Annotated in this window: 19 protein-coding genes, 2 tRNA genes and 1 pseudogene; 8 read left to right on the top strand and 14 right to left on the bottom strand. The window is 41.5% G+C overall.

The features are described 5' to 3' along the window. Positions 1-224: 224 nt before the first annotated feature. From HWQ58_RS08020 to HWQ58_RS08010, 3 genes are all read right to left on the bottom strand, one after another. Positions 225-407, bottom strand: coding sequence for a type II toxin-antitoxin system RelE/ParE family toxin (locus HWQ58_RS08020; RefSeq protein ID WP_292860061.1), 183 nt, complete (start codon positions 405-407; stop codon positions 225-227). Beyond that, positions 407-673, bottom strand: coding sequence for a type II toxin-antitoxin system ParD family antitoxin (locus tag HWQ58_RS08015; RefSeq protein WP_292860058.1), 267 nt, complete (start codon positions 671-673; stop codon positions 407-409). Before HWQ58_RS08015 ends, HWQ58_RS08020 begins: the two co-directional genes overlap by 1 nt. Positions 674-770: 97 nt before the next feature. Further along, the gene (locus HWQ58_RS08010; protein WP_292860055.1) at positions 771-1,001 is read right to left on the bottom strand and encodes a hypothetical protein; all 231 of its coding nucleotides are present in this window, start codon (positions 999-1,001) and stop codon (positions 771-773) included. 54 nt (positions 1,002-1,055) lie between these two features. Here HWQ58_RS08010 and HWQ58_RS08005 point away from each other — a divergent pair, with 54 nt between their 5' ends. After that, complete coding sequence (locus tag HWQ58_RS08005) at positions 1,056-1,535, top strand: hypothetical protein (protein ID WP_292860052.1); 480 nt, start codon at positions 1,056-1,058, stop codon at positions 1,533-1,535. Between the two features lie 33 nt (positions 1,536-1,568). Here HWQ58_RS08005 and HWQ58_RS08000 read toward each other — a convergent pair whose 3' ends face one another. Together HWQ58_RS08000 and HWQ58_RS07995 are read right to left on the bottom strand one after the other, a co-directional pair. Then, complete coding sequence (locus tag HWQ58_RS08000) at positions 1,569-3,953, bottom strand: filamentous hemagglutinin N-terminal domain-containing protein (RefSeq protein WP_366837556.1); 2,385 nt, start codon at positions 3,951-3,953, stop codon at positions 1,569-1,571. Between the two features lie 327 nt (positions 3,954-4,280). Then, positions 4,281-4,583 (bottom strand): hypothetical protein, encoded by a 303-nt coding sequence (locus tag HWQ58_RS07995; RefSeq protein ID WP_292860049.1) that lies wholly within the window; start codon positions 4,581-4,583, stop codon positions 4,281-4,283. Between the two features lie 1,749 nt (positions 4,584-6,332). Here HWQ58_RS07995 and HWQ58_RS07990 point away from each other — a divergent pair. The 3 genes from HWQ58_RS07990 to HWQ58_RS07980 all read left to right on the top strand — a co-directional run bounded on the left by HWQ58_RS07990 (position 6,333) and on the right by HWQ58_RS07980 (position 11,405). Beyond that, on the top strand, positions 6,333-7,292 hold the full coding sequence (locus HWQ58_RS07990) for a ribonuclease Z (protein ID WP_292860046.1): 960 nt from the start codon (positions 6,333-6,335) through the stop codon (positions 7,290-7,292). A 568-nt stretch (positions 7,293-7,860) separates the two neighbouring features. Continuing rightward, complete coding sequence (locus HWQ58_RS07985; RefSeq protein ID WP_292860043.1) at positions 7,861-10,053, top strand: polysaccharide biosynthesis tyrosine autokinase; 2,193 nt, start codon at positions 7,861-7,863, stop codon at positions 10,051-10,053. 206 nt (positions 10,054-10,259) lie between these two features. Continuing rightward, a complete protein-coding gene (locus HWQ58_RS07980; protein WP_292860040.1) occupies positions 10,260-11,405 on the top strand; it encodes a SpoIID/LytB domain-containing protein in 1,146 nt (381 codons plus the stop codon). A 115-nt stretch (positions 11,406-11,520) separates the two neighbouring features. Here the strand turns inward: HWQ58_RS07980 and HWQ58_RS07975 are convergent, their stop codons facing one another. Further along, positions 11,521-12,819 (bottom strand): hypothetical protein, encoded by a 1,299-nt coding sequence (locus HWQ58_RS07975; protein ID WP_292860037.1) that lies wholly within the window; start codon positions 12,817-12,819, stop codon positions 11,521-11,523. A gap of 337 nt (positions 12,820-13,156) precedes the next feature. Between HWQ58_RS07975 and HWQ58_RS07970 the strand changes: the two genes are divergently transcribed. After that, positions 13,157-13,636: a hypothetical protein gene (locus HWQ58_RS07970; protein WP_104907408.1), complete on the top strand. Its 480-nt coding sequence runs from the start codon at positions 13,157-13,159 to the stop codon at positions 13,634-13,636. A gap of 89 nt (positions 13,637-13,725) precedes the next feature. On the opposite strand, the gene HWQ58_RS07965 is transcribed toward HWQ58_RS07970, so the two are convergent. The 7 genes and pseudogenes from HWQ58_RS07965 to HWQ58_RS07935 all read right to left on the bottom strand — a co-directional run bounded on the left by HWQ58_RS07965 (position 13,726) and on the right by HWQ58_RS07935 (position 18,796). Beyond that, positions 13,726-13,797: transfer RNA gene (locus tag HWQ58_RS07965), tRNA-Gln, on the bottom strand. A 254-nt stretch (positions 13,798-14,051) separates the two neighbouring features. Beyond that, complete coding sequence (locus HWQ58_RS07960) at positions 14,052-14,846, bottom strand: WecB/TagA/CpsF family glycosyltransferase (protein WP_292860032.1); 795 nt, start codon at positions 14,844-14,846, stop codon at positions 14,052-14,054. A 747-nt stretch (positions 14,847-15,593) separates the two neighbouring features. After that, positions 15,594-16,374, bottom strand: a pseudogene (locus tag HWQ58_RS07955) (IS982 family transposase); the annotation flags it as partial. A gap of 101 nt (positions 16,375-16,475) precedes the next feature. Next, on the bottom strand, positions 16,476-16,730 hold the full coding sequence (locus HWQ58_RS07950) for a hypothetical protein (RefSeq protein WP_292860029.1): 255 nt from the start codon (positions 16,728-16,730) through the stop codon (positions 16,476-16,478). 34 nt (positions 16,731-16,764) lie between these two features. Beyond that, positions 16,765-16,848, bottom strand: a tRNA-Leu gene (locus HWQ58_RS07945). Positions 16,849-16,954: 106 nt separating this feature from the next. Then, on the bottom strand, positions 16,955-18,079 hold the full coding sequence (locus tag HWQ58_RS07940) for an alpha-hydroxy acid oxidase (protein WP_292860026.1): 1,125 nt from the start codon (positions 18,077-18,079) through the stop codon (positions 16,955-16,957). A 483-nt stretch (positions 18,080-18,562) separates the two neighbouring features. Further along, positions 18,563-18,796, bottom strand: coding sequence for a hypothetical protein (locus HWQ58_RS07935; protein ID WP_292751326.1), 234 nt, complete (start codon positions 18,794-18,796; stop codon positions 18,563-18,565). A 160-nt stretch (positions 18,797-18,956) separates the two neighbouring features. Between HWQ58_RS07935 and HWQ58_RS07930 the strand changes: the two genes are divergently transcribed. Continuing rightward, positions 18,957-21,092, top strand: coding sequence for a flavin-dependent dehydrogenase (locus HWQ58_RS07930; RefSeq protein ID WP_292860024.1), 2,136 nt, complete (start codon positions 18,957-18,959; stop codon positions 21,090-21,092). Between the two features lie 42 nt (positions 21,093-21,134). Here the strand turns inward: HWQ58_RS07930 and HWQ58_RS07925 are convergent, their stop codons facing one another. Then, on the bottom strand, positions 21,135-22,676 hold the full coding sequence (locus HWQ58_RS07925; RefSeq protein ID WP_292860021.1) for a hypothetical protein: 1,542 nt from the start codon (positions 22,674-22,676) through the stop codon (positions 21,135-21,137). Positions 22,677-23,696: 1,020 nt separating this feature from the next. On the opposite strand from HWQ58_RS07925, the gene HWQ58_RS07920 reads away from it, so the two are divergent. Beyond that, the gene (locus HWQ58_RS07920) at positions 23,697-25,151 is read left to right on the top strand and encodes an aminotransferase class V-fold PLP-dependent enzyme (protein ID WP_292860018.1); all 1,455 of its coding nucleotides are present in this window, start codon (positions 23,697-23,699) and stop codon (positions 25,149-25,151) included. Positions 25,152-25,274: 123 nt separating this feature from the next. After that, positions 25,275-26,561, top strand: a complete 1,287-nt coding sequence (locus tag HWQ58_RS07915) for a sulfite oxidase (RefSeq protein WP_292860015.1) — start codon at positions 25,275-25,277, stop codon at positions 26,559-26,561. Positions 26,562-26,565: the final 4 nt, after the last annotated feature.

Below are 26,565 nucleotides of genomic sequence, written 5' to 3'. Positions count from 1 at the left end.
TTGTACTTTTTATTTACCTTTTATGGGTTTGTTCGGTTAGGTGCAAGATGTGAGTCACTGCGGATAAAGTTTGGATTTGTGGGTTATCATGACATTCACTCATCGTCTGGCTGATCAAAAAGCGCATCCAAATCACGATAGCCACTAACCACTCGCAGAACTTCAATTCCGGTTTCAATTGGGCGATAAAATATTAAATAATCATCAACTGGAAAGCTCCGCAATCAAGGCAAAAGCTCAGACCTCTTACGCCCCATGCTGAGAAACATTGCTAAATTATTACACTTACCGTTGATTTTATTGAGAAATCTATCCGCTGCATCCAAACCACTGGTATCAGCAATAAAATCGATAATATTTTCAATATCTCGACTAGCCGGAACAGTAAAAGAGCAAATATTCCTCATTAACTAGCCTGTTCCCGACGCTCTTGTAACTTCTGTTGTAGCTGGTGGAAAACTGTTTCACCATCAATAACCTCTCCTCGTTCGGAAGCTTCAACACCAATCATAATCAAGCGTTGTAACTCCTCAAATCGTCCCTTGTAGATATTTTCTCTTACTTCCAATTGCTTGATAGCTGCCAGAATCACTTCTTCAGACGAAGAGTATTTACCGCTTTCAACCTGACTTTGGATAAACTGCTCAAGCTCTGGAGTTAATGATACATACATTAATGTTTACCATAATTTTTGCTAAAGGTATTCTTATTCTATCCAAGAGATGAATTAGAGAATAGGCGATGCCTACGGCTGGCTACACTTACACAGTTTATCTTTCAGTCTTTGGAATTGCTGAGAGTAAAGCACGGAGAGCGTTGTTAACAGCTTCTGAGGTTTTAAATATCTCAGCAACATCAGCATCGAGGGTAACTGTCAAAGGAGCTTTTTCTTGCTGACTGGCGAAACGGTTGGGCAAGGCTTTGCGATAGTCAAAGTTATACTCTGGAAGCAAGTCATCATCTGCATTGTTGCGGAATTCACAGGCTTCTGAATTCTTCATAATCTCTTCGTTCTTTCTTGGTTGCTAGACGTGCGCTAATGATACGGATAACGTTTGCTCATCGCGTTTGTTATTTCAGCAACAGCATTTGCTATATTGGCGTACGCATTTGCTATATCGGCGTACGCATTTGCTATTTTGGCGAACGCATTTGCTATTTTGGCGTACGCATTTGCTATTTTGGCGAACGCATTTGCTATTTTGGCGAACGCATTTGCTATTTTGACGTACGCAATTGTTATTTCGGCGTACGCAATTGTTATTTCGGCGTATGCAATTGTTATTTCGGCGTATGCAATTGTTATTTCGGCGTACGCAATTGTTATTTCGGCGTACGCATTTGCTATTTCGGCGAACGCAATTGCTATTTCGGCGAACGCAATTGTTATTTCGGCGATGCCTACGGCTGGCTACGCCTACACAATTGCTGATTGCGTTTATCCTAAAACAATCTTAAGACAAAGACCTCTCCCTGATTTGACTACGCAAAACCTGTCCCTCTTTAGATCAAAGAGGGACAAGCTTGAACTTTAGTTCAAGGTAGGGAGAGGTTTGTTGAACTCACGCCTAATTAGCAGGGCAAGATTTAGAGGTAAGCGAGGAGTTATAGAGCGTCGCTGCAGGTACTTGAGCAACTAGAACCACGTTCCCATTGGCATCCATTACCCATCCTTGGGCTTCTACAATTTGAGTCGGTTCATTGACAGAATTAACTTTCTGTGATTTTTCTTCTGTGTTTCGCTGCCCCTGAACAACGGCTCTTTTCTGAATACCGCCAGCACGATTCTGACTCTGTGGAGAGAGTGTGATCCAATCTGCAAGCACTGCATCATCAGCTATCAATGGCTCCGTGGGATCGGCTACTAGTCCTCCACGTCCAGTGGTAATAAATGAATTTCGTGCTATTTTTCCACCAGTACTACAACTAGCAACAATTTGCCGCGAAGCATCAACCAGATTTACGGGTAGTTCTACTAATCCTTTACTGGGGTCAGCATCTGGTGAGTTGATTTGTACAGTGCCGTTTAATGAAGGGTTTTGCTGAGAAAACGCCGTGATGTCATTTGTTTGGAGATTATTCGGGTCTTTTTCTTCTGGATCAAGCCTCTCTACCTCTGCACCTGTGCGGGGTACAAAACCAAAGATATTCTTAGCAGTGATTGTGATTTTACCACCAGAGCCGAAGTTGGCGTTGGCAGTGATATCGCTATTTCCAAAGGGAGTGGCAACAAGGAAGCCATTTGGTGCATTGATGGTAATATTACCGCCATCTCCATCACTCCTTGCATTAGTGGATATTTGGCTATTGCGGCGCATTAGTAATAAGTCCCGCACCTGTAGCGAAATATTACCACCTTTACCTGATTCACTATTAGATGTGAGTTTTCCTTCGTTGTCCAAAAGTATAGAGCGAGCATTTATATTTAGTTCACCTGCTGAACCTAAGTTGCTTGTATTCCCTATGTAAGTTCCAAATGTTAAAATTTCACTACTCACAGTTACTTCAGCTTTGTCCCGGACAATCAATTGTCCTGTGGTAATTGTCAATTTTCCGGCATCTCCGGAACCATTAGTAGAAGCAAACAAGCCACTGGAAAAACCATTTGTTGTAGTTCCCATTAGCTCTACAGATTGGGAGGCGTTGACCGTCAAATTTCCTCCTGATCCTGTGGCTATTATAAATTGTGAGTCTTTCAACGTTCCACTAGAATCTGTTGATACACGTCCCCCATTTTGAATAAGCAACTTCCCGGTGTTGATTATTAAGTCACCCGCTCTGCCAGCAGCACCAGTTGAACTAAACAATACACTAGGTCGATCAAAATTACTCATTGGTATGGTAGAGCTACCAATTACCTTTACGGATTCGGGGGCGTTCACGATCAAATTTCCCCCATCACCCTCACCTATAGTAGAAGTGAATACTTGTGCACCATCCTGAACAACTAATTTCGTGGTGTTAATCGTTAAGTCTCCGCCTTTTCCCGCACCTGTAGTCTGAGTTGTTAAGCTTACAAAATTGCCAATTAGTTCAACTGTCCTACCCTGCACCTTGATATTTCCACCATTCTTGCCACTAGTAGCTACCTGAGATGGAAACTCTTTACCGTCAACAGTTCGTCGGATAAGTTGAATGTTCTGAAAATTCTGGACACCTTCATACCCAAAACTCCAGCCTTGGTTTGTTTGATTTAGACTCACCAGACTATTGCTAGCGACACTACCTAACTCAATTTGTCCAGACTGTGCTGTTAAATTTCCCCCATCCAGTGTTATGTCGCCGCCTACAAGTGCCAATGTTTTGCCTGGCTTCACCTGTATACCAACATTTCCATCAAGACTATTAGTCGCGTTATCTGGACTCTTTGCTTGAGATTGATTGCGGATAGAAGCCGCAGCGGCTCCGAATTGTAAGCCGATCGGAACACTTACTGTTAATAGGGGTGTGATTTGGCTATTTGTAGAACTAAACTTAGTACCATCAGCAAAGTTGAGACTACTTGCTGTACTCGCCACGAATGAACCACCGATGTTTAAAGAAGCATTAGGGCCAAAAATAATCCCGTTGGGATTAATTATAAACAAGTTAGCTATGCCGTTAGCTTTCAGGATGCCATCAATATTAGAAATAGACTTGCCTGTCACTCGGCTGATGATGTTTTGAATATTTGTCCCGTTGTTAAAGTAGGCTGTGCTGTTAGTAGGTACAGAAAAATTTTCAAAGCTGTGGAACAAGTTAGTACCGCGAATTGCTCCACCATCGATTTGGTCAATAGGATGTCCATCAATATCTAGCTGGGGTGTAACAACTGAACTTTCAGACCCTAGAGTATCATCCTTTTGAATTTGGGCTAAGGCACAACTTCCACATAATAAAAGTGTTCCAGCAAGTGTTAATCCACTTGCTAGTCCTAACTTACAATACCAAGCGGTTGGTCTTTGGTGTATCACAGAATTTGCACCCAAAAAAAGTAATTTAGTGTAATTTTATTGCCAACAATCCAAGAATGAGGATAAACATTAAGCTAATAATGGTGGATCTTTCAGTACCTAAATTCATTATACAAATTATTGTTTTTAGCCTAAAACTATTTTCTTGTGGTCAATCTTGAGCTTATAAAATTGTCAACTTGACAACTGACAAACTTATTGATTGAAATCAATGGTGTAATAAAATACCTAACATTAAAATGCAATTTACAGGATAAATCTATTACATTTATTCTCAATGTTTTTAAAGTATGGCAATTAAGTTGACAATACTATTAAAGCTAATAATTAACCACAAATCATACCTTGATTAGTGATAATACAACCTTTAAGTACAATTTTATTACATGGTATTGCCGCTACAAAATTCTGAACTTTATGGTTGTCAACAACATGACTATTTTGGATTTTATCTAGGTTGAGAGTGCAATGAACTTCAAGGATATTTTCTCCTGATATACCATATTTTTCTAGCACATTATTTAAGTTAGAGTTCTTCATAATTTCATGCATTTCCTGCTGAATCTCGTCTTGTACCTGCTGTAATATTTGAGCATCTATAACTGTTGACTGTACTGTTTGAGATTCCATGAATTTTGCTCTCCTTGCAGACTGGTAAATGTGTGAACTTGTTTTGTGATGTACTAAATTAACGTGACTTCGATTAGTACAGTTTGGCAACAAAGGAATCAATAATACAAAGTCTAGAGTGGTACAAAAGCATTAAGTTTCTAACGCTCTTGTGAACTCTGATAATTATGACTTCAACTTAACTAGTAATAATTACGCACTGTGTAACAAAACTTCATATATTTCTGTCGAATTTCTTTAAAAGATTGATGAATTTGGCTAATGACCATTGATCGCTCAAGAGAATTGAGTAATTGATACCTCCTCAAGTCTCACACTCTGCTTACGGTTTGGATAAATCCAGAAGCTTTATTAAGGCGATCGCTTATATAAAGTTCATTGCAAAGCAGCGATGTCTATGGTAAGCTACGCCAAAGCACTACACCTGATTTGAGTAGAAGAGGCGATCGCTTGTGTGAAGGTCATAGCGAAGAAGCGATCGCACCCACAGCTTAGTTTAGTAGAAGGGGCGATCGCTTGTGTGAAGGTCATAACGAAAAGAGATCGCACCTAGAGCTTAGTTTAGTAGAAAAGGCGATCGCTTATATAAAGGTGATTGCGAAGAAGCGATCACACTGATACCTGAGTTTAGTAGAAGGTGCGATCGCTTGTATGAAGGTGATGGTGAAGAAGCGATCACACCTACAGATGAGTTTTAGTAGAAGAGGCGATGAGGTCATCACTTGTGTGAACGAAAGTGGGATACTCCCAAATTATTTAATGGCACGGGCAGTTAACAAAGTCGTGTACATCATTTGACCAGCAAGTGCACTGCGGTAGATTTCTTTTAGATTGAGTTCCACCTTTAATAATTCTGATACTCTTCTGTGTTGCAACGCCAAAATTATTAGATAGAGTAGCATCCTGGTTAACTTTGGCAATAGTAGAGTTTCCAGAGAAAACTATTGCACCACTTATTGCAATTCCTAGACCCTTAACCCAGTACGGAAGATTGCTCATACTTAATATCACAGCTTTCTAAAAAAGTAAAAATTGCTGTACAGCAGCGAAGCTTTAGCAATATGAAGCAGGATACATCAAAATCGATAATCAGTTTTTTATTTTTTGTCAGAGTTTATAGAGTTTCACTTTTGTACACAATTAATAAAGATTTGGCACACAACAATCTTCTACCTTAATGCGAAACATATATTACATTACAATCTTTTAAATCCCTCGCTTTCCATCCCGCCAGGGAATCAAATTTCCTTATTTTTGGGTGTGGGTATTGAGGATGATGGAAAAAGCGATACCTTCAGTGGGCTAGCGCCAACGCACACACAGCTTAGTTGAGTATAAGAAGCGATCACTTATATGAAGCTCATAGCGAATTAATGATACCTTTAGTGGGCTACGCCAACGTACCAACACTTAGTTATTATAAGGGGCGATCGCGCCGAGAAAAGTTACTGAGAATTAAACATTAATCCAAAGACTGTTTAACTTATCTCAATTTTTAATTAGCAGCGCAAGAAGTAGTGGTGAGCGAGAAATTTTGCATAAAATATGACTTAGACAGAAAGTCTTGTATAAGTCACACTGAGCGAACGGTTTCGATAAACTCAGAAACTTCATTAAGGCGATCGCTAACTATGCCCAATGCCCAATGCCCCATGCCCAATCTCCAAAATCCTAAATATTTTACTCATTAACCGTGCCACTATAGAAAATAGAGCTGCAAATTGAGCAATAGGAAGACTAAAGAACACTGTGCAGATAACATTCTTAGGGACGAGTTCCGGTGTACCCACGCGATCGCGCAATGTTTCCAGTGTCGCTCTGAGATTACCCCAAAGGGCAGAACTGTGGTTATTCGACTGTGGCGAAGGTACTCAGCATCAAATTATGCGGAGTGAACTGAAAATTAGTCAACTCTCCCGAATTTTTATCACCCACATGCACGGCGACCACATCTTTGGCTTGATGGGACTTCTTGCTACTTGCGGCTTGGCTGGTAATGTGAAACGAATTGATATCTATGGCCCACCTGGATTAAATGATTACATTCAATCCGCCTCACGTTATTCCTACACGCACTTTTCTTACCCAATCAAAGTTCACGCCATCCGTCCAGGAATAATTTATGAAGACGATGACTTCACTGTTAGCTGCGGTAATTTGCATCATCGGATTACAGCTTTCGGCTACCGCGTAACCGAAAAAGACCGAGCCGGACGTTTTGATGTGGAAAAAGCCAAAGCGTTGCAAATTCCTCCTGGTCGGGTTTACGGTCAACTCAAGCGCGGTGAAACAGTTACCCTTACGGACGGACGGGTGATTGATGGCACCCAATTGTGCGGCCCTACAGAAATTGGTCGAAAGATTGCCTATTGTACAGACACAATTTATTGTGATGGTGCAGTGGAATTAGCTGATGATGTCGATGTATTAATTCACGAAGCAACCTTTGCCCATCAAGATGCAGATATGGCTTTCCAGCGATTGCATTCCACAACCACAATGGCAGCGCAAACAGCTTTAGCTGCTGGGGCGCATCAACTGATTATGAGTCATTTCAGTCCCCGCTATGCTCCCGGAAATACTTTGGAGTTGAAGGATCTCCTCAAAGAAGCTCGTGCTATTTTTCCCCGTACTGATATGGCTTACGATTTTATGATTCATGAAGTACCCAGACGGCGGGAAGTAGAGTTAACCAAGGTAGGCGTTTAAATTTTGGATTTTGGATTTTAGATTTCTTATTGAACGCTTCTAATCTAAAATCTAAAATTAACCAGGCTCTATCTTAGATTTGAATAGTCTCAATTAGAATGTCAAGCAAATAAACAGAGTTCAGTTTTCCGAGTAAGTCAACTATTTAACCAACAATTTACAATTAACTAGATGTATCAATAATATACAAATATTATGGGTTAAATATTTTTCTCAGTGTGTTTTATCTTATAAGTTATCAAAATAACATTAAAATATACTAAGATTGGAAATTGGATAATTTTATACTCAAATACTTAGGAAAAATAATTAATTTTTCGTCAAGATTTTTCTTCCTTAAATAAAATATTTATTAAAAATTTATCCTTCCAACACTGATTAAGAATTTATATGCATGAATTGATGAACATGAAAGCACCAGTTGGCATAATATTGTGCCAAATTAGCTTGTCATTGTTGGAAGAATAATTAAGTATGCGATCGCAGCTATTAGGTGTAAAAAATCATTTCATATTTCTCATAAATCTTCCAAATAAACATAGTGTTTCGATATTAAAGGAGCTTAATAGTGGCTAAGATTAGTCTGAATCAAGAGCAACAGGTTACTACTTCAGCAAAAGGCACAGTTGACATCAGACAACTATCTACTATTTTGCTTCGCCGACGCTTTCTGATCTTTGGGGTTTCCTGTGTAGTTATGTCAGCTGCTAGCCTCTTGGCTATCAATGCCAAACCTACTTACCAGAGTAATATGCAGATATTGGTGAATTCCAATTTATCTGAAGGGGCACAGTCAAATACTCAAGTTACTAATTCAAATTCTCAAGTTGTTGATTCCACTACTCAGATGAAACTCATGCTGAGTTCTAAGTTGCTTCAGAAAGCTGTAGATTTACTCCATTCTGATTATCCTGATATTACTTTACAAGATATCAATGGTCAAAAAGAACATAACAAAAAAGCACCTTTAGAGGTAACACCAGAAGCGGGAGGCATAGGAGCAAATAAAGTTTTTAATCAGGCATTTAAAGTTTCTTTTAATGATCAAGACCCAGTAAAAGCACAAAGAGTACTTCAAGCTCTACAGAAAGTCTATCAAAACTACAACAAACAGCAGCAAAAAGAACGTCTTAATCAGGGATTAGCTTTTGTAAACACTCGCCTACCTGAGATAAAAAAAGAGGTGAGTAAAGCTGAGAAAAACTTAGAACAGTTTCGCAAAAAACATAAATTACTCGATCCCGAAGTCCAAAGTAAAATTCTGCTAGAATCTCTAGCCGATATTCAACAACAGCTACAAACCACTCGTGCCAACCTTCAAGATGTAAACGCTCGCTACGATAATCTAGAGCAACTAATAGCGTCTTCGTCTCAGCAGAATACACTAATTTCTTCTCGTTTAAATCAGTCAAGTCGCTATCAAGCATTATTAAGTGAAATTCAAAAGACTGAACTAGCGTTAGCTAAGGAGCGGCTCCGCTATACAGATGATTACCCATCGGTACAAAAATTAAAACAGCAACGTCAAAGTCAACTGTCCCTATTACGAGAAGAGGTAAAAACTATTACTAATAGCAATAAGGAAAAACCCTTATTCAAAGGACAAATACTAGGGGTTGATCCAACGCTTGTAGATGAGTTTGTTTTGGTACAAACAAGTGTTTTAGGACTAACTGCCAATGAAAAAAATCTAGTCGAGTCAGAACAGCAACTACGCTCTGAGCTAAACAAATACCCAAGTTTAATAGCAGAGTATAATCGTCTGCTACCAAAGGTAGAAACTAGTCGCAAAAACCTTGAACAACTACTCCAGGCGCAACAGTCATTGGGACTGAAAATTGCTCAGGAAGGATATAACTGGCAAGTTTTGTCAGAACCTTCTCCCGGTACTTATATGGGTAATAACAGATTATTACTCTTGCTTGGAGGAGCGGTAATTGGGCCGATTTTAGGTATCTTAGTAGCCCTGACTTTGGAAAAGTTTAATGACGCTATTTATTCTGCCGGAGATTTAAAGAAACTGACGAACCTACGTGTACTGGGATCGGTACCAAAACTACCGTCACGTGGTATCAAAAAGTGGCGGCTGGGACTGCCTTGGAATGGCCGAGGAAGCTCAGATTATTCTGTAATAGAAGCTAGTAATAAATTGCCCGTCCATGAAACTTTGGACATGATCTACCAAAATATTCAAATATTAAAATATCCCTTACCGTTCAAGTCGCTGATGTTTACTTCAGCACTACCAGGGGAAGGGAAGACAACCTTAGTATTAGGTCTTGTAGCTAGTGCTACCCGGATGCATCGACGGGTATTAGTAATTGATGCTAACCTACATAATCCTAGCCTGCACAAAATCCTGGAACTATCCAATGACTGGGGGCTATCTCTGTTATTAGTTGATGAGACAACTACTCATTTTCAAGATTACATCCAGCCGATTCACCCCTCCATTGATATTTTGACTGCTGGGCCAGAACCAGAAGACACAGTGAAGTTGCTCAGTTCTCAACGGATGAAAGAACTAATAGAGGTGTTTGAGCAAAGTTATGACCTAGTACTAATAGATGCTCCATCTATTTTAGGCACGGTTGATGCCAGGATTGTGGCATCTTTTTGCAGTGGTATTGTAATGGTAGAGCGCATGGGGAAAGTGACTCGAACTGAACTGACTCAAGCAACAGAAATTTTGAGTAAGTTGAATTTAATTGGAATTATCGCTAATGAAGTGAGCAATTCTCAAAAGGTATTGGCATCGTAAATCGGAGAATAAAAGTTTCTCTTCCACAGCAGTCAGATTTGGACGATTCACTTTCCCTAATATCTGATTTCTACCTTATAGTTAAAGCAAAATGCATAATTAGTAGGAGGTGGCAACCTCCTGCGTTGGAGAACTGTCTCATCTTAAAGTAGTAGACGCCATAATCCAGAGCGTCAATTAGATACTAGTGTGATTAGATGATCGGTATGAAATTCCAACTTTACTTAGGCTTTTTATTTTCTCAGATTAAAGTACGTTATTGGTGGGTAAGTATCTTTTTGTGGATAGCTTTGGTTGCCCCAGCCCAAGCGTCTGTAATTTTACGTGTGGCAATTGAGAGGGGCGTTAATCAGGTAAAAGTGGGTAGTTCCACCACTGGGATCGTTAAGGATAGTACTGGCCGGACTCTTGGACAGTTGCCAGCAATGAGTGCATATTATGCCCAAGCCGTTACTGGCGGTGTTGCTTTAGACAAGTGGCAGTCTGGTTTATTTTGGATTGAGCCAACTGGCAAAGGATTTGTTTATATTGGCGATCGCTGGTATCGAGGCAGAACTCTGGTTGTCCCCACAGAAAAAGGCTTAACCGCTGTTAACTGGGTTGATGACCAAGAATATCTCTACAGCGTTCTCGGTGGCGAAATGGATGCTAGCTGGCCCCAAGAAGCTTTAAAAGCTCAAGCGATCGCAGCCCGTACTTATGCCCTCTACGAACGAGAAAAACAACGGAATAATCCCGTTTACGATTTAGGCAATACCCCCGATCGCTGGCAAATTTACAAAGGTGTCATCAGTGAATCTCCTGCTACTTATGCCGCAGTGGATTCTACTCTAGGGCAGGTACTAACTTACAAAAACCGGATTATTCTCTCAGTCTTCCACGCTTGTTCTGGGGGACACACTGAAAACGTAGAAGATGTTTGGGGAAGCAGCGAACCTTATCTACGTGCTGTTCAAGACTACGATCAAAATATCCGCGAGTGTAATTGGGTGAAAACCTTCTCGCCCAGTGAAATTAGCGCTAAATTTCCTGAGGTGGGCAGTGTGACGGCGATGATTCCAGAGACATACTCACCTTTTGGCAGTGTTAAAGTTTTAAAAATTGTCGGCAACAAGGGCACGAAGGTGCTAGAAGGCGAGAAAGTGCGAACAGCCCTGAAGTTAAAAAGTACCAAATTTAGCGTTACTAAGGGGGCTGATGGTAGTTTTGTACTGCAAGGGCTTGGCTACGGTCATGCTTTAGGCATGAGTCAGTGGGGGGCGTACAATCTGGCTCGGCAAGGAGTGAACCATCTGCAAATTTTGGGACATTATTATCAAGGTGTAGCCCTAACACCGATTCAGGCGAAGTAATCAGAAATTGGGGATTGGGCATTGGGCATGGAGAAGAGATGAGGGACACAAGGAAGAGGGGGGAGATAAGGGAAAGATTTATTCAAATAATTCCCCCTCATCTCCCCCTACTCCCCTATTCCCCACTCCCACGTTCTAAGCGCCGTTGCCATTCAGCATCAATTTTTGCAGAACGTTCAACTTCTTGGTCGAGTAAGTCAGTTTCGCTAGAATACACTAAATCTTCGTTGCCAATGACTTTTTCTGTTGCAAATTGTTGGGCATAGTTGATTTTTTGTTGCAAAAGTGCATCAGGACTTGCCAATAGCCTTGCTCTGGAAAGGCGATCGCGGTTGCGATCGCCTATTTTGCGATTACGCCACTGAATCCAGAAATAACGCAATAACGGTATGCCTAAAAAACCTGCTCCGTAAGCCAATAGCAGCCAATAAATTCCTTGTACAAAAGCTACCAGTCCACCTAACTGGACGGCAACAGTTCCATCTCTCAGTAAACTTCCCAGTACTAAAGCACCAACAAAATTTAGTATCCCTAACCCAGCACTCAGCATAATTTGCCCGGAACTTGCGGCGCTAAAACGCCAGGGAAATTCCTCTAAGCGATCTGATATTGCATGACGGCGTTTTTTAACTGCACTCACCTGCAACTCCGGAAAGTAATAAACAATTTGCCCTTCTGGACTTACCCCTGGTTGCCCATTAAATCGCGTTAGAACGGGCAGCATATAATCTTCGTACTCTCTTGTGTATCCCTCACCGATGTCATCCAAATATGGGGCAATTTGTTCTGCCACCACTGCACCACTGTTACTCCGAATCACCGTAGCAATTTCTTGCCAGCGACGTTCTTCTAAGTTGGCGTTCGGATTACCATCGCCAAACAAAAACGAAAAAACAGCTTCAAAGAAATTCAGATTGCTTTCTTCCTGGCTTCCACGTCGCGGTTCCTGGTAGTGGGTGTCATAATTTGGGCTAAGATACCAAAATAAATTTGGAAAATAGAAGAAGCCCCCACCGCCAGAATTACTGCCTCGATTGTCGCCGTCACGGTCTGAATTGATAGAGGTAATGATAATGAAGATGGTAACAGTTATCAGGGCGATGGAAACAGTTAAGAAAATTCCAAAAGAAATGCGAATCAGGTAAAACAGAACACTCCAGACCTTTTTCCACCATTCCTGCAATCGTAACCGGAAGTATTTATTACGCAAAATTGCTCGAAAATTTTGTGGAAAAAGAAAAACTATATCACCAGAATCCGCTACCTGTAAATGTCCGCCAGCATCAGATGCCAGGGCTAACAAGCTTTGATTAGCTTCAGCGACGTTCAATCCTGCCTGAGTTGCCACATCACCAACAGTGACACGGTAGCCCAGTTGTTCCACAGCTTGCATGATGGTGGGACTGGGAGCCATTGCTCTCCCCTCCTGTTAAAACTTATTCCCTTTTCTTAAGTATAAAGTTTTATTTTGAGCGACTTAGCAGGGATAGAGGTAACAATTCAAAATTCAAAATTGTTTGCGCAGCTTCTGGTAGAGAAGAGAGTTTGAAATTCTAATTTAAACTCCCACTCTAGCTTCCTTCCCACAGAGTAACTGAGCAAATTCGGAACCACTAAACTTTCCCGAACTACGTGTTGACGTTCGGTCTGAAACTCTTTAATTGACTATACAATCAACAAATGATCTGACACGCAAAATGATATAATTACATGCTTCAGCTTGATTAAATCAGCAAATTTTCTGCTCAAATATGGTTCAATACACTCTCGCTCAAAGCCCAGAAATTATCCTTACTGTTTCTGGAAAAGATTCAGCTAAAGCCCGTGATAAAGCAATGGATCAGCTAATGGAACTGATGGATGCAGGTAAGCTATCCACGGAACTGGAAGAAGGATTTGGCCCTCAACAATTAATTGAGGTAAAAGAGTCAACTATTGATACTGCTAGTGGTGAGGATACAATTACACAAGCTGTCCAGATTCTGAGTAACCTGGCAACGCTCAAGCTGAAAGTTCAGGAGTCACGATCTGAAGCGTTGGAAATTCGCAAAGCTGTTGATATTCTGTTCACCGATGAGTCGGTGACTGAAGAGGAAATTACTCGACTCAAGGAAGGTTTTAAAGTTCTCAAAAATTTTGCTCAAGCTAATGTGCGTTACCAAGAAGCGCGGTCTAAAGCAGAACTAGCTAGGCAGACTCTAGATCAAGCTCTCAAATCCCCTGACAAGTAACATTTGCAGAATTACATGCATTGAGATACATCTTAAAAATGCAATTAAAAATTTAGAACACAGGCTAAAAAGCCTATGTTCTAGATTAACTGGGGCGCTAGGATTCGAACCCAGGGATGGCGAGACCAAAACCCGCTGCCTTACCACTTGGCGACGCCCCAACAATTTCATTATGCTTAATATAACACTTAGTCTTGGGTTAATGTCAAGTACTTTAATAGTTGATTTCAGATAATGGGTTTTTACAGCAGGACATTGATGAGTCGGAATCCTTACACTTAGAATCTTTGATCATTTTGAGGTTGACCCCTTGAATCTTGATGCTTAAAGCATAAAATTCTTTCCTTAGCATCTAAAATCTGCTTTACTTGATGGGTGAACGCCTTAGAGTTATGTCTCACCTATTTCTTTTTCTTTAGTCCCCAGTCTCGTGAAGGAAGACCGCTGCAATCCGACTTGATGATAATAGTTGTTTAGTAGCTAGCCATATAAAGAGTGGAATAGTCTTCGCATAACGACCACAAAGTCGGCGCGGTTCTTGAATCCATCGATATAGCCATTCAAGTCCTAAGTCTCGAACTATGCGGGGTGCGCGCTTATGAATTCCGGCATAAACTGGGAAAACTCCACCCAGTCCAATCATTACAGCTTGTATTTTGCCCTTATGTTGAGCTATCCAATTTTCTTGTTTGGGACATCCCAGAGAAACTAAAACAGCGCTAGCACCACTAGAGTTAATCTTTTGAACCAAGGCATCATCTTCAGTTTCAGTCAGAGGACGAAAGGGTAGAGGTTCCATCGCCGCAATCTTTATCTGCGGAAATTCCTTCTCTAACCTTTTTTGCATCCTAGACAGAATTTCTGTTTGGGAACCTACAAAGAAAATACTCAGATTTTGGGTTTGAGTTAGCTGACACAATGCGAGAAAAATATCCATCCCTGCCACACGGTCTTGGTACGCTCCCATTTTTCGCATCATCCATACCAGAGGCATACCATCAGGAGTAACTATATCTGCATTTCGCAATACGGTGGCAAACTCTGGATTCCAATGGGCTTCAATGAGCATGTGTACATTGGCTACATATACAGTTTTACTCTCACGCCTACTCGCCCACTTCAGTATTGTTTGTATCTGCTCGTCAAACCGTAAAGCAGTAATAGGAAAATCAAGCACTTTTTTAGTAGGTAGAAGCACTCTCGCCACCATCAATAACTCCTGTATCCAAGAAAACAATTCATAGATTACCTAGACCAATCCAAATTATTTAATATTTCGGATTGGATGACTCCTGACTTTTTGTCGACTTGTGTCATTGTTGGAAGTTAACACATGGAGGTGCAATTGCCTTTTTAGTATACTTTTGGCTTAATCGGTAATACTAGAATTATTTGCTGCTGTGTCTTAGCTTACTGTTTTATGTTAAGGATTTTAGACACTGCTTGACAAAATTCATACTTCCTTCATAATTAATTTTTGGTTAGTTCATCCAAGCATTATAATTGCGATAAATTCCTAGATAAATGTTGTATTCAAAGTAGTATATAGTACTTAACTCCTTAAGTAGGAAAGTAAAATGCTAACTATTAAGTCTGCCAATTTTATACGTAAATATGCGCTTAAGAGGTTGAATGAAAATTAGTATATTTTAAATAACAGCTAATAACTGTTGATATGATTTACAAATTTATTACAGATTTAATTTAACGTGAGTTCGATGAACTAAAAAACGGCAGGAGGAAGGGCCGGTAAGTCTTTAGGATAAATATCAAGTGAGGGTTTTTAGGCAAATAAGTGTAAGCAGCTAAACCAGCCATCAAGTTGACCAAAAAATTGAAAACACTTCGATGCCTAAAATGTTCAATTTGACACATGTTTTTCAGTAGGTCATTAACCCTTCGGGTTCGGCAGTTGCTCATGGGGGAAACCCCCAAGACCGCACTGCCTCACCGACTCAATGACTGCACGCTTGCGTAAAAGAATTTTATCAATTAATTTTACCAAGCGATTTTTCATATTTTTCTTAGAACGAGTAACTAATTGTAACCCCCGTTCATATAACTCCTCAAATAGCTTTTGTGAGATATATCCTCTGTCACCGAATAGTTGAGCCAGTGCGTTGGGCGGGCAAAGCCCGACTTGAAGCAACTGGCGTTACCAATTAAGTCCTTCGTCATATCTGGTACTGGCTTACGGTCATCGACATTTGCACTGGTTAGTTTAAATGCCAGCAATTCTCCCCGGTCATTAATAATCAAATGAAGTTTAAAACCTGCATTGCCAACCCACCGAATTTTTACCCCATTTGACTAATCCTTTAAATACCTTATGCGCGTGTGCACGACATCGATGACAAACTTCTATTGGGGTGGAATCGATAAAACTAATCCCTGTTATTTCACCTATTCTTGTGTTCAAAAAACAACACAGCAGCATCAGGCACCACGGCATCAATTCAACGAATCTAGTGTAACTGACCAAATTTGGGAATGCGCCACGCCAACTTTGCAGTACATGCAGCCTATAAAACTCCTTAAATGTACGATAGCCCGAACCATCAAAGGCGTTCGCCCTTAGCGTTGGCGAAGCCATCGCTATCGTCATAACTTCCGATAGATGCATCCTTGATTTGCTGCGACGCTCTCCAGTCATTGATGGTATGCGGTACTTGTTGCCACATCCTCTCCCATGAGGAGCAGAAATCATTGACATCACAAAAAATTTGCGTTACATCCAGCCGAGATACAATAGATTCCATCGTTGAGACACCATGCGTATTTTTCCTTTAATTCAAGTCTCAGCCTTTTTTTGTACCTAAATCAACCCGTCGAACTCACGTTAATTTAGTCTCTCTATTGATGAAAAATCTCTAGATTTTATTTTTTTCTGAAATAAAAGCCCAAAAAATAAGGGAAAGATAAATTTATCTTTCCCTGCTCTCTGGTTTTTATTATTGTCTGGGTTGTTACTTTCTTTAAGTCTTTGGCGTAACATTTGCCTTTGTTTTTTCAGTTGACGCTTCCTAGCAGAACCGCCTCTACCTTTATCATTTCTGCCTTCTTTACGGGGAGATTCCCATCTTTTCAGGCGCATAAATTTTTAACCTCTTTCGCAACTTGTTTGCTAGTGGGCAGGAGGAGAATCGAACTCCTATGACCGTAAGGCCGCCACATTTTGAGTGTGGTGCGTCTACCAATTCCGCCACCCGCCCTTATATCTAACCTTAACTAGTATACTCTAAATTAAGAGATTTTGTAACAAGTCTGAAAATTATTTCTCAAAGTTTTGCTGGAATAACAGTTTTAAGAATTTCCAGCTTAAAGGCGTGGCAGGTTCAATAAACTAGGGTCAATATCCTGTATTTTGGCACAGCCGCTAAGGGCCATTCCTACATTTAACTCTTCTTGCAGCAGTGAGATGATATGAGATACGCCGATTTGTCCTGCTACCGCTAGTCCCCACAGTATGGGTCGTCCGATTAGTACTGCTTTTGCTCCTAATGCCAGAGCTTTAAGAATGTCTGTGCCCCTACGAATGCCTCCATCCAACACCACTTCTACCTTACCATCTACTGCGGCTACTATTTCAGTGAGGGCATCTAAAGAAGCGATCGCACCATCGAGTTGTCTGCCACCATGATTAGAAACAACAATTGCTTTGGCTCCATATTCTACAGCCCGCACGGCATCATCTGGGCGTAAAACTCCTTTGATGACTAAAGGTAGCCCAGATAAAGACTGCAACCATTCCAAATCGTCCCAAGTGACTGCTGGGTTTAGCTGTTGGGCAAAGTAGGTAAATAACCCAGATTCGCCTTTTTCATGGGAAATATCTAGCCCTGAAATACTCGCAAGATTAGCCAGATGCAAGTCTTGGGGTAAGGCAAACTCATTACGTCTATCTCTCTCGCGCTGTCCGAGAACGGGTGCATCTACAGTAAGACAAAGTGCTTTGTAGCCTGCTTTATAGGCTTTTTCTACCAAAGCACGAGTTAATCCCCGGTCTTTATGGATGTAAAGCTGGAACCATCGTAGAGAATCTGGAAACTGATTACATGCAGTCGCCACTTCTTCAATGCTCTTTGTCGCCATTGTACTTAACACCATACCCACACCAGCTGATGCAGCAGCTAGGGCTGTGGCAACTTCTCCGTCTGGATGGGCTAGACATTGAAAAGCCATCGGTGCAATTAACAAAGGTAGTCGCAGGGGTTGTCCTAAAATAGAGGTACTTAGATTGCGATCGCTCACATCGACTAATATCCGAGGTCGCAGCTTGACTCGCTCAAAGGCAGCCCGATTATCTCGCAATGTGATTTCGTCCCAAGCACCACTGCTGTAGTAATCAAGTGTCGTTTGAGACAGATGTTTTTTTGCTAGCTTTTCGTACTCAAAAAGGTTGATGGGTTGAAAGCGATCGTCAGTGGATAAGTAGGTAGACATAATTAAATCTAAGATAAAACTTTTGTTCGTAGTCAGCTATTTATCGCTCTGCATAAGATTTTAAATGGCTAGAGCCCTGACTACGATTATTCATTGTCAAGGCTTTCAAATGGATTTGTCGCATAGTTGTATTTATTTTTACTCACTTAGTTAGCGATCGCTCAACTGAATTTATCTACCGAGGTGTTACTCAAACAGCATGAAAATTACTCCCAAAAAAAGACCTCTGCTTTGCGCCAGAGGTCTTTCCGTTTCAGAACGTTGTAAAATTCATAAGCAACGTAAAACGCTGATATAGTTAATTTCGTGGCTTCTGTGCCATGAACGCAAAAATAACAACCCAATTGCCAATTCCATACTGACCATTATTATTACTTCTATACCGAAAATGCGTAGGCGCAGCCCGCCGCAGGCATCGCCAACATTTAGGTATAGACCTAGAAATCTAATCCTGCGACCAAAACTTCGTCTTAATGCAAAGTTTTAGGAGAACTTTTCCCAGGATTGGGCAACTAATTGACTTAACCAGCGACGTTGTTGCCGATCCAACAGTGGATCGTCTGCTAACAACTGAGCGGTCAATTCTTCCAAAGATTGACCTTGAGCGCGGACAATTTTAATTACTCCAGCGATCGCACTGGCAACTAGTTCTTCATCAATCGGCTGTTGTCGCAGGGCAATAATTTCTTGGGGACTGTCTGGAATAGGATAATTCATGGCGTGGGTTTACAGAAATACAAAATGAACAATAACTTTGATAAACTCTTAAAATTTCTTCACTGAATCTTTACGAAACTAATAGGGCGGAGTCTACCTTACTTTGTGCCTTCAGAAAATCTGTCTTAGTGAGTAGATTTATGGGAGATATTAGGAAAAGATGAAAGAAATACTTTATTTAGAAGTTCCAACTCCAGATATAGAAACTGTGCGTAGTTGGTTACAAACAGATTTTGAACCTGGAAATGGAGAAAAAGTGCTTACCTCGGAAGGCTTTCGCCTTATAATACCCAGTGCTACTACACCTGCTAAAGTGGCTCCTTCCGAAAACTTGCCTACAGAACTTTCGGTATTTGTCTGGTCGGTGCAACGAACTACTTATCTGAAAGTGTTTCGCTGGTCAGAACAACCCTTTCCCAGTGAAAGACAAATTCTGCAACGCTTGACCAAGGAAATTAGAAGCCGTTTTCCGCATCATTATCCAGAACCGCCAGCAATTGATTTATCCCAGCAATCAATATTTGCCGCACTAGGCTCTACTTACCCCCTTACCGTCAAGTATTTTCAAAAAATGCCCAACGGTGAATATGACCTAACTCGTGCCTATTGGTGGGAAAAACGGTGGCGCGAAGGGGTGCAGAATCCGCAGCAGCCGCGTCAAGTGGTGTTTTCCCACTCAGGAACAAGAGCAGGGGGAGCAGGGGGAGATGGGGGAGTAACAGTAATATCTTCCTCATCCCCTACTTACGACCTGATTTACATCGGCGGCGCATTAGGTGTAATCCATGCAGCACTAATGGCAAAACTGGGATATAAAGTCTTGCTGGTGGAACGAATGCCCTTTGGGCGGATGAACCGAGAATGGAATATTTCGCGTGACGAGATTCAAAGCTTGGTTAACTTGGGTTTAGTCACCCCCGCTGAGTTAGAAACCATCATTGCCAGGGAATATAAAGATGGATTCAATAAGTTTTTTGATGCGAATAATCCAGCCAAACTGCGATCACCCGTCCTCCACACACCCACAGTCCTAAATTTAGGCTTGGATTCCGAAAAATGGCTCCAAATGTGTGGGCAAAAACTGCAAGCGGCAGGCGGTGAAATTTGGGATGAAACAGAATTTATCCGTGCAGATATTGATGTATCACAAGTAGTTTTGCAAGTCAAGCACTTGCCCAGTCAGATTGAGAAGCAAGTAAGTGGACGACTGCTAATAGATGCAATGGGAACTGCGTCCCCCATCGCTTGGCAATTAAACGGTGGTCGTGCCTTTGATAGTGTCTGTCCGACAGTAGGAGCGGCTATTGAAAGCGGATTTGAGCCGGGAGTATGGGATTCCCAATATGGGGACGTTCTTTACAGTCATGGGGATATTTCGCGGGGAAGGCAGTTGATTTGGGAATTGTTTCCCGCAGCTGATGATGAACTGACGATTTATTTATTTCATTACCACGAAGTCAATGCTGAAAATCCTGGTTCCTTGCTGGAGATGTACGAGGACTTTTTCACAATTTTGCCAGAGTATCGCAGGTGCGATATGGACAAACTGGTGTGGAAGAAGCCGACATTTGGGTATATACCAGGGCATTTTAGTGTGGGAAGTCGCGATCGCACAGTTGCCTTCGATCGATTGATGGCGATCGGTGATGCTGCATCACTCCAATCTCCCCTCGTTTTCACCGGTTTTGGTTCCTTAGTTCGCAACTTAGAGCGCTTAACAACGCTGTTGGATACTGCCCTCAAACATGACTTGTTGAGTTTTCGACACTTGAACCAAATTCGCGCCTACCAAAGCAACGTTTCCGTGACTTGGCTATTTTCCAAAGGCATGATGGTGCCCACAGGGAAATTTTTACCGCCGCAACGGATTAACTCTATGCTCAATACCTTCTTTGGGCTGTTAGCAGACGAACCGCCAGAGGTGGCAGATAACTTCATCAAAGATCGGTGTGATTGGTTAACCTTTAACCGCCTAGCACTGAAAGCAGCTAGGAAAAATCCTGCCTTGCTTTTATGGATTTGGGAACTTGCTGGCCCTAGAGATTTAGTGCGATGGCTTGGTAGTTATTTCAACTTCGGTCGTCATGCCCTGATTAGTGCTTTACTAAGTCCGTGGTTCTCGCGCTTCTTAAACCGAGTAGGTTTTTGGCTAGAACCCCGGAATCCAGGCTTGTGGCTGTGGCTGTTGGCGATTAATTATGCGATCGCCACAGGCAAACCGCGATCGTCCAGCCAGGTAGCAAAAACCAACCCAGAAGCCATAATTCCGAAGTCAGAAGCAAGGATTCTGAATTAGTCATTAGTCATTAGTCATTAGTTTTAGACAAATGACAACTAACTATTGACTCTTGGGGCGAAAATTCGGCAGTTCTACAGATGCCAATGATTTACGCCCCTTGGGTGGACGCTGGGGATAAACTACTGGTGAAGGTGAATTGTCATCATTGGTGTTATCACCTAATGACTCTGAGGACAAATTACTTGCTGACAATTCCACCTGTGTCATTTGTGAAACTTCTGACCAGTAGTCTTCAGTTTCTCCAATAGGCGTTTCGGTGTGAGATGGAGTGGAGGAAACCAGTAAGTTAGTGGCTGGTGAAAGCACAGAATCCGTCGTCCAAGAAGTAGAGGTAGTTGCCGGAGGATTAATTTCTGCTTCCAAATGTTTCTCCTGTGGATTTTCTAGTTCCTCATCGTCTTCTAAGATTGTTGCTAAACTCTCCCAAATAGGGGCATCACTAACATCCGTTTTCGCAGCAGGTGGTGGTGATGTAGATGCAGGCTGGGAGGTGAAAAACATTTGGATTAGACTATCTAATTGCCGATCTAAATTTGATGAACCCGAAGGTGAAACCGCTTCAGTTGTATCTGGAGAATTATCAACTTCTGGAGATGGCGCGGGTTGTGTTGGTGTTGGCGTGTCTTTCTTAACTGTCCAGTTCCAAGGAGATGATGGCGGCGTCGCAGAGGCTTCATTTCTTTGGAATGGGATTGGTGCTGAGGGTTCACCCCAAGAATTATCTAGATCGTTACTTAAGGATTCTTCTGCTGACCAAGGTTGAATTGGCTGGGCGTCAGGAAACAAAGACCGAGCTTTTCTAGAAAATCTTCCTTGGCTACTTGTTATGTCTTTAGGATGTTTTGCAGCATCTTCTAAAGAGTCATGGCTAGGAACCGATGTATCTAGACATTTTTCCAAAGCTGCTTTGAATTGCAGCGTCTGGCGTTGTTGTCGCATCAGTCTAGTACGTAACTCTCGACAAACATTTTCTGACAGCAATAGCTGCTGAGATTGTTCGTTGTTATTAGTGTGTAGCAACGTACATTCTCGCTCTAACTGGGCAAGGCGTTGTTGGCTAATTTGTAGCTGTGCTTTATAAGTATCAGTGAAAATTTCCTGGCGTTGAACAGTTTGTACAGCAGTTTCTAATTGTTGGAATAAAGACTTTATCTGTTCTTGAGCCGCAGCTAGTTCCTGAGTGTGTTGGTTGAGCATCGACTCACTAACGCTAGAACGCGTTTTCTGCCACTGCAAAACCTTTTCTGACTCAGCTAGGTTGTCTTTTAGCTGCTCCACTTGTTCATACAATTTATTGTTAGCCGCACGTAATTCTTCGTTCAATGCCAGCAGGTTCTGAAATTCCGAGTCAATAAGTGCTTGTTTGCCGCTTTCAGGCTCTGCAACCCAGTCCTGCTGGGTGGTATCTTGTAAAAATTGTGTATCTTCAGCTGGCATGAGGAGTGGCAGTTTTTTAACTGTCATATTGTCATTAGGTACAACTGAGTAAAAGGGACAACTCGCCTGCTCTGATTGTGGCGAATTAGCAGAATTTAGGGATTCCATCACAGCCCCCTTGTTTGAGGTGTCAGCTTCATTCATCACTCTTGACTCACCTGCTTAAAAATATTCAGCAGTGCTGGCATTAGCATTGCTTATCAACTGTGTCTAATCAGGGTTTGCTCTAGAAGCTAAGTTTAACTCTCTCCAAGCACCAGCAATTAATCATCAATTGGTGTTCCCCATTTTGTATCTAGACTGATGCCGTTATAACACTATGATGCTCTGCCCCGTCAAGAAGAGGTAGAAGGGGAACTCTGGTCGCCTTTGAGGATAGGCGAAAAAGAGGAGAAACCCGATAGATTAAAAATTAAACTGTATTGGCTGGCTGATGAAGTTTTTTACATGAAAAAACTGCCTCAGGCTATACTTTATTTTTTATAATCGCATCTGTCTTAAGAGATAAATTATAATTTTCTCCTGAAATACATTTTGCAATGCCTTATTGAGTACTTAGATATAGATGTCCGTACAAGTATCTACTCTTCAATGATAATTCTCTAATCCTAAGCGATCGCTATTTCTATTTAATGTCAGCAAACAACCAAGAGCTTCCGCTATAACTGCAACGTTCAGAGATCCCGTTTCCTACAAGTAAATACTTATAATATTTTAAAAGCAAAGTAATAATTTATCTAAGTAAAATAATAAAATTTTTTTAAAGAGTAATCTCAAATTAGTCAGGGCTTTTTCTCGATAAATACATTGCCAGTAAGCAATTGCAGGTTGTATTAGTTATAAGCTTTTCGATCGACTTATCTTCAATACGTCAAGTTTGTTTAATGACTAGAAGAAAATCGTTTAAAGTATACTTTACTACTTAAAAATATTATTTATATTGTATATTAGTTTATATATAAATATTTAAATTAAGTATTAATACGAATGCTATTTTTAATTATTTTATTAAAGAATAATTGTAGTAACCGCGTTTTCTAGTAGAAAAAAAGTAATTATAAAGACCATAGTTACTGACAATTAATCCGATTGCAGCGCGAAATAAAGTGTTGTGGCAGTTAGGCTTTTTCAAAAAAATCAAAATTTAAAATAGGGGTGCCAAAGATGACTGATGTACTTGCAATGGGCGCAAATATCAAGCAAAAGACTGCTAAATTACCGCTGTTTGTAGAAAATTGTGACAGCTTTTGGGACAAAGAAATTAGACCGTTATTTACAGATGAGTCTCTATCTTTCAAGGTGAAAACTCTTAACGAAAACTATGTCAACTACGTGAACTTGGATAATGGAGCTACAACTACACCCTTTGCAACTCTCAAGCAGTACGTGGACGAAATGCTTGACACCTATGGCAGCGTACATCGAGGTTCTGGGCAAAAATCCATCATCACTACACGAGAATATGACGCCAGTCGAAACATCATTCGCGACTTTGTAGGGTCATCTTCAGACAACTATGTAATCTATGCGAAGAATACAACAGAAGCAATTAATGGAGCTGCCACACTTTGGGCAAAAAAACCTGGGAAAATCTTAGTTTCTGATATCGAGCATTCATCTAACCTGCTACCTTGGGTTACTAGAGATGAAGTCGTGCAGTACAGAACGCAGCCGGATGGAAGTGTAAGCGTTATAGAAATTGAAGATATCTTCAAGGCACACCAAAATCTCCCCGAAGCCGAGCAAATTAAGTTAGTAACTATTACAGGTGCTTCGACAATTACAGGTTACAGACCTCCGATTTACGAAATTGCAGCTTTAGCACATCGGTATGGTGCGAAGATATTTGCCGACGTGTGTCAGTTAATTCAGCATGAACGAGTTGATATGCGTGCTGATGACGATCCATGTCATTTAGATTTTGTGGCTTTCTCTGGACACAAGATGTATGCCCCTTATGGAACTGGGGTTTTGCTGGGGCCAAAGGAATTTTTTGATAGCTCCTACCCTTATCAAATTGGGGGTAGGAACCTGCCTTATATCACTAGAAACCTGGAGATCAAGCGTTTTTATACAGAACGGGCGCACGATCCTGGAACACCAAACGCAATGGGTGCGATCGCCATTGCTAAGGCGATTGAAATTATCGAAGCAGTAGGGCGCGATCGCATTGCTCAATATGAACACTCTCTAGTTGAATTTACATATATACGGCTTGGGCTGATTCCTGATGTCAAAATACATATTCCCGGAGATAATTTAGCCCATGTTATTCCCTTTGATATTGATGGATTTGACGGACGCTTAGTAGCAGAAATTTTAGCACAAGAATATGGCATTGGCGTTCGGGCTAGGGCTTTCTGCACTTATGAATACATTCGCAAACTCAAGAATATTTCAGACGAGCAAGACTGCGAGATTGCTCGGGAAGTAGACAGAGGAATTACGCGTAATATTCCTAGTATTATCCGAGCTAGCTTTGCTGTATATAATACATTAGAAGATTGCGATCGCTTTATAGATGCGATCGCTCAAATAGCTAAAAACGGATTGTCTCACTATTTGCCTAACTACACACAAGATCCGATAACTGGTGTTTGGACAGCGATAAACAGCTAGTTTTTCAGAGCATAGGGAAGAGGCAGAGGAGCAGGGGGCAGGGAGCAGAGGAAAGAAATTTTCTGGCTGCTCCGACTCCCTCATCTATGTGCCTTAAATTACGAATTAAAAGGGGGTAATAGCTTGAGCGATGAAAACCTCTTTGACCAAGAGGATTATTTACAGGCACGGGTTGAACAGTGCATCTGGCAAAAAAGTACAAATGCGGGTATTTCGCGCCAGCGCTTTCTGAAAATACTAGCTACTATGGTTGGCGCCACAGCCATCGGGGGATTAGCTAAACCTTCGCCTGCTCACAGTCAGACAGCCATTAAAACTAAAGCCAGCAAAATAATTAAGCCATTGCCACCAGGATATATCTCTCATAGCAAGGGCACATTAGAGATGAACTGGGAAGCGATGTATGGGCGTGGCTACTTAGTACCAAATGATTGGTTTTATGTTCACAACCGCAGTACACCTCCGACCTTTGACCCATCTAAATGGCGTTTGCAAATTCATGGAACTGGTGTTTCTGCACCTTGCGAGTTTACTTACGATGAAATCATCGCCATGCCATCGATCTCAGTCACTTGTGCGATTGAGTGTGCTGCTAACGGTCGGCGCTTCTTTGAAGAGGCTTACAACACACCACTCCCTGGAACGCGGTGGAGACTTGGGGCTATTGGTGTGGCTGAGTGGACTGGTGTACCACTTGGTATGTTATTAGAGCGAGCTGGACTGAAATCCACAGCGAAAGATGTACTTGTTGAGGGTGCAGATGTAGATTTGCTGGACTCAAAGGAGACAAATAAATCCAAGTTCAGCAATGTAGTTCCAATTAGCAAAGCATTAGCAGATAACTCGCTCGTCGTCTATGCCATGAACGGAGAACCATTACCTCCAGATCATGGCCAGCCATGTCGTGCCCTATTCCCTGGTTGGGGAGGAAACGCCAACGTTAAATGGATTGAGCGAATTGAGGTTTCTGAAACACCGATATATACGCAGTGGGTAACGGAGCAGATGGTGCTAGTTGGTGCAGATTACCCAGCGATCGCACCATATAAAGGTAAGCTGATTACCTATCAAAATGTCAAAAGCGCCTTTGAGTTGGCTTGGCCAGCTACGCTTTCTGCTAAAAGCCACTTACTACGTGGACGTTCTTGGTCTGGGAAAGGAAAGATTGTACGTGTGGAAGTCAGCCTGGATGGCGGCAAAACTTGGCAATTTGCACGACTGAGAGAACCAAATTTTCCATTTGCGTGGGTACGCTGGGACATTGAATGGAACCCACTTCCTGGGGAATATTTTCTCCAGGCTCGTGCTACTGACAATTTAGGTAATACACAACCGAGTACAGTTCCGTGGAATGACTCTGGATTGCTCTACGGAGGTGTTGTTAGCCATCCAGTGACAGTACAAGGTTAATTAC

This window comes from Nostoc sp. LPT, from assembly GCF_017115165.1.
In the GTDB taxonomy this organism is placed as follows: Bacteria; Cyanobacteriota; Cyanobacteriia; order Cyanobacteriales; family Nostocaceae; genus Nostoc.
This window is presented reverse-complemented; position numbering and strand designations above follow the sequence as displayed.

What these genes read in the sequence shown, in the direction of transcription:
- HWQ58_RS08020 (WP_292860061.1), bottom strand. Translation starts at nt 407, where the DNA reads ATGAGGAATATTTGCTCTTTTACTGTTCCGGCTAGTCGAGATATTGAA.
- HWQ58_RS08015 (WP_292860058.1), bottom strand. Translation starts at nt 673, where the DNA reads ATGTATGTATCATTAACTCCAGAGCTTGAGCAGTTTATCCAAAGTCAG.
- HWQ58_RS08010 (WP_292860055.1), bottom strand. Translation starts at nt 1,001, where the DNA reads ATGAAGAATTCAGAAGCCTGTGAATTCCGCAACAATGCAGATGATGAC.
- HWQ58_RS07995 (WP_292860049.1), bottom strand. Translation starts at nt 4,583, where the DNA reads ATGGAATCTCAAACAGTACAGTCAACAGTTATAGATGCTCAAATATTA.
- HWQ58_RS07980 (WP_292860040.1), top strand. Translation starts at nt 10,260, where the DNA reads ATGAAATTCCAACTTTACTTAGGCTTTTTATTTTCTCAGATTAAAGTA.
- HWQ58_RS07975 (WP_292860037.1), bottom strand. Translation starts at nt 12,819, where the DNA reads ATGGCTCCCAGTCCCACCATCATGCAAGCTGTGGAACAACTGGGCTAC.
- HWQ58_RS07970 (WP_104907408.1), top strand. Translation starts at nt 13,157, where the DNA reads ATGGTTCAATACACTCTCGCTCAAAGCCCAGAAATTATCCTTACTGTT.
- HWQ58_RS07960 (WP_292860032.1), bottom strand. Translation starts at nt 14,846, where the DNA reads ATGGTGGCGAGAGTGCTTCTACCTACTAAAAAAGTGCTTGATTTTCCT.
- HWQ58_RS07950 (WP_292860029.1), bottom strand. Translation starts at nt 16,730, where the DNA reads ATGCGCCTGAAAAGATGGGAATCTCCCCGTAAAGAAGGCAGAAATGAT.
- HWQ58_RS07940 (WP_292860026.1), bottom strand. Translation starts at nt 18,079, where the DNA reads ATGTCTACCTACTTATCCACTGACGATCGCTTTCAACCCATCAACCTT.
- HWQ58_RS07935 (WP_292751326.1), bottom strand. Translation starts at nt 18,796, where the DNA reads ATGAATTATCCTATTCCAGACAGTCCCCAAGAAATTATTGCCCTGCGA.
- HWQ58_RS07930 (WP_292860024.1), top strand. Translation starts at nt 18,957, where the DNA reads ATGAAAGAAATACTTTATTTAGAAGTTCCAACTCCAGATATAGAAACT.
- HWQ58_RS07925 (WP_292860021.1), bottom strand. Translation starts at nt 22,676, where the DNA reads ATGAATGAAGCTGACACCTCAAACAAGGGGGCTGTGATGGAATCCCTA.
- HWQ58_RS07920 (WP_292860018.1), top strand. Translation starts at nt 23,697, where the DNA reads ATGACTGATGTACTTGCAATGGGCGCAAATATCAAGCAAAAGACTGCT.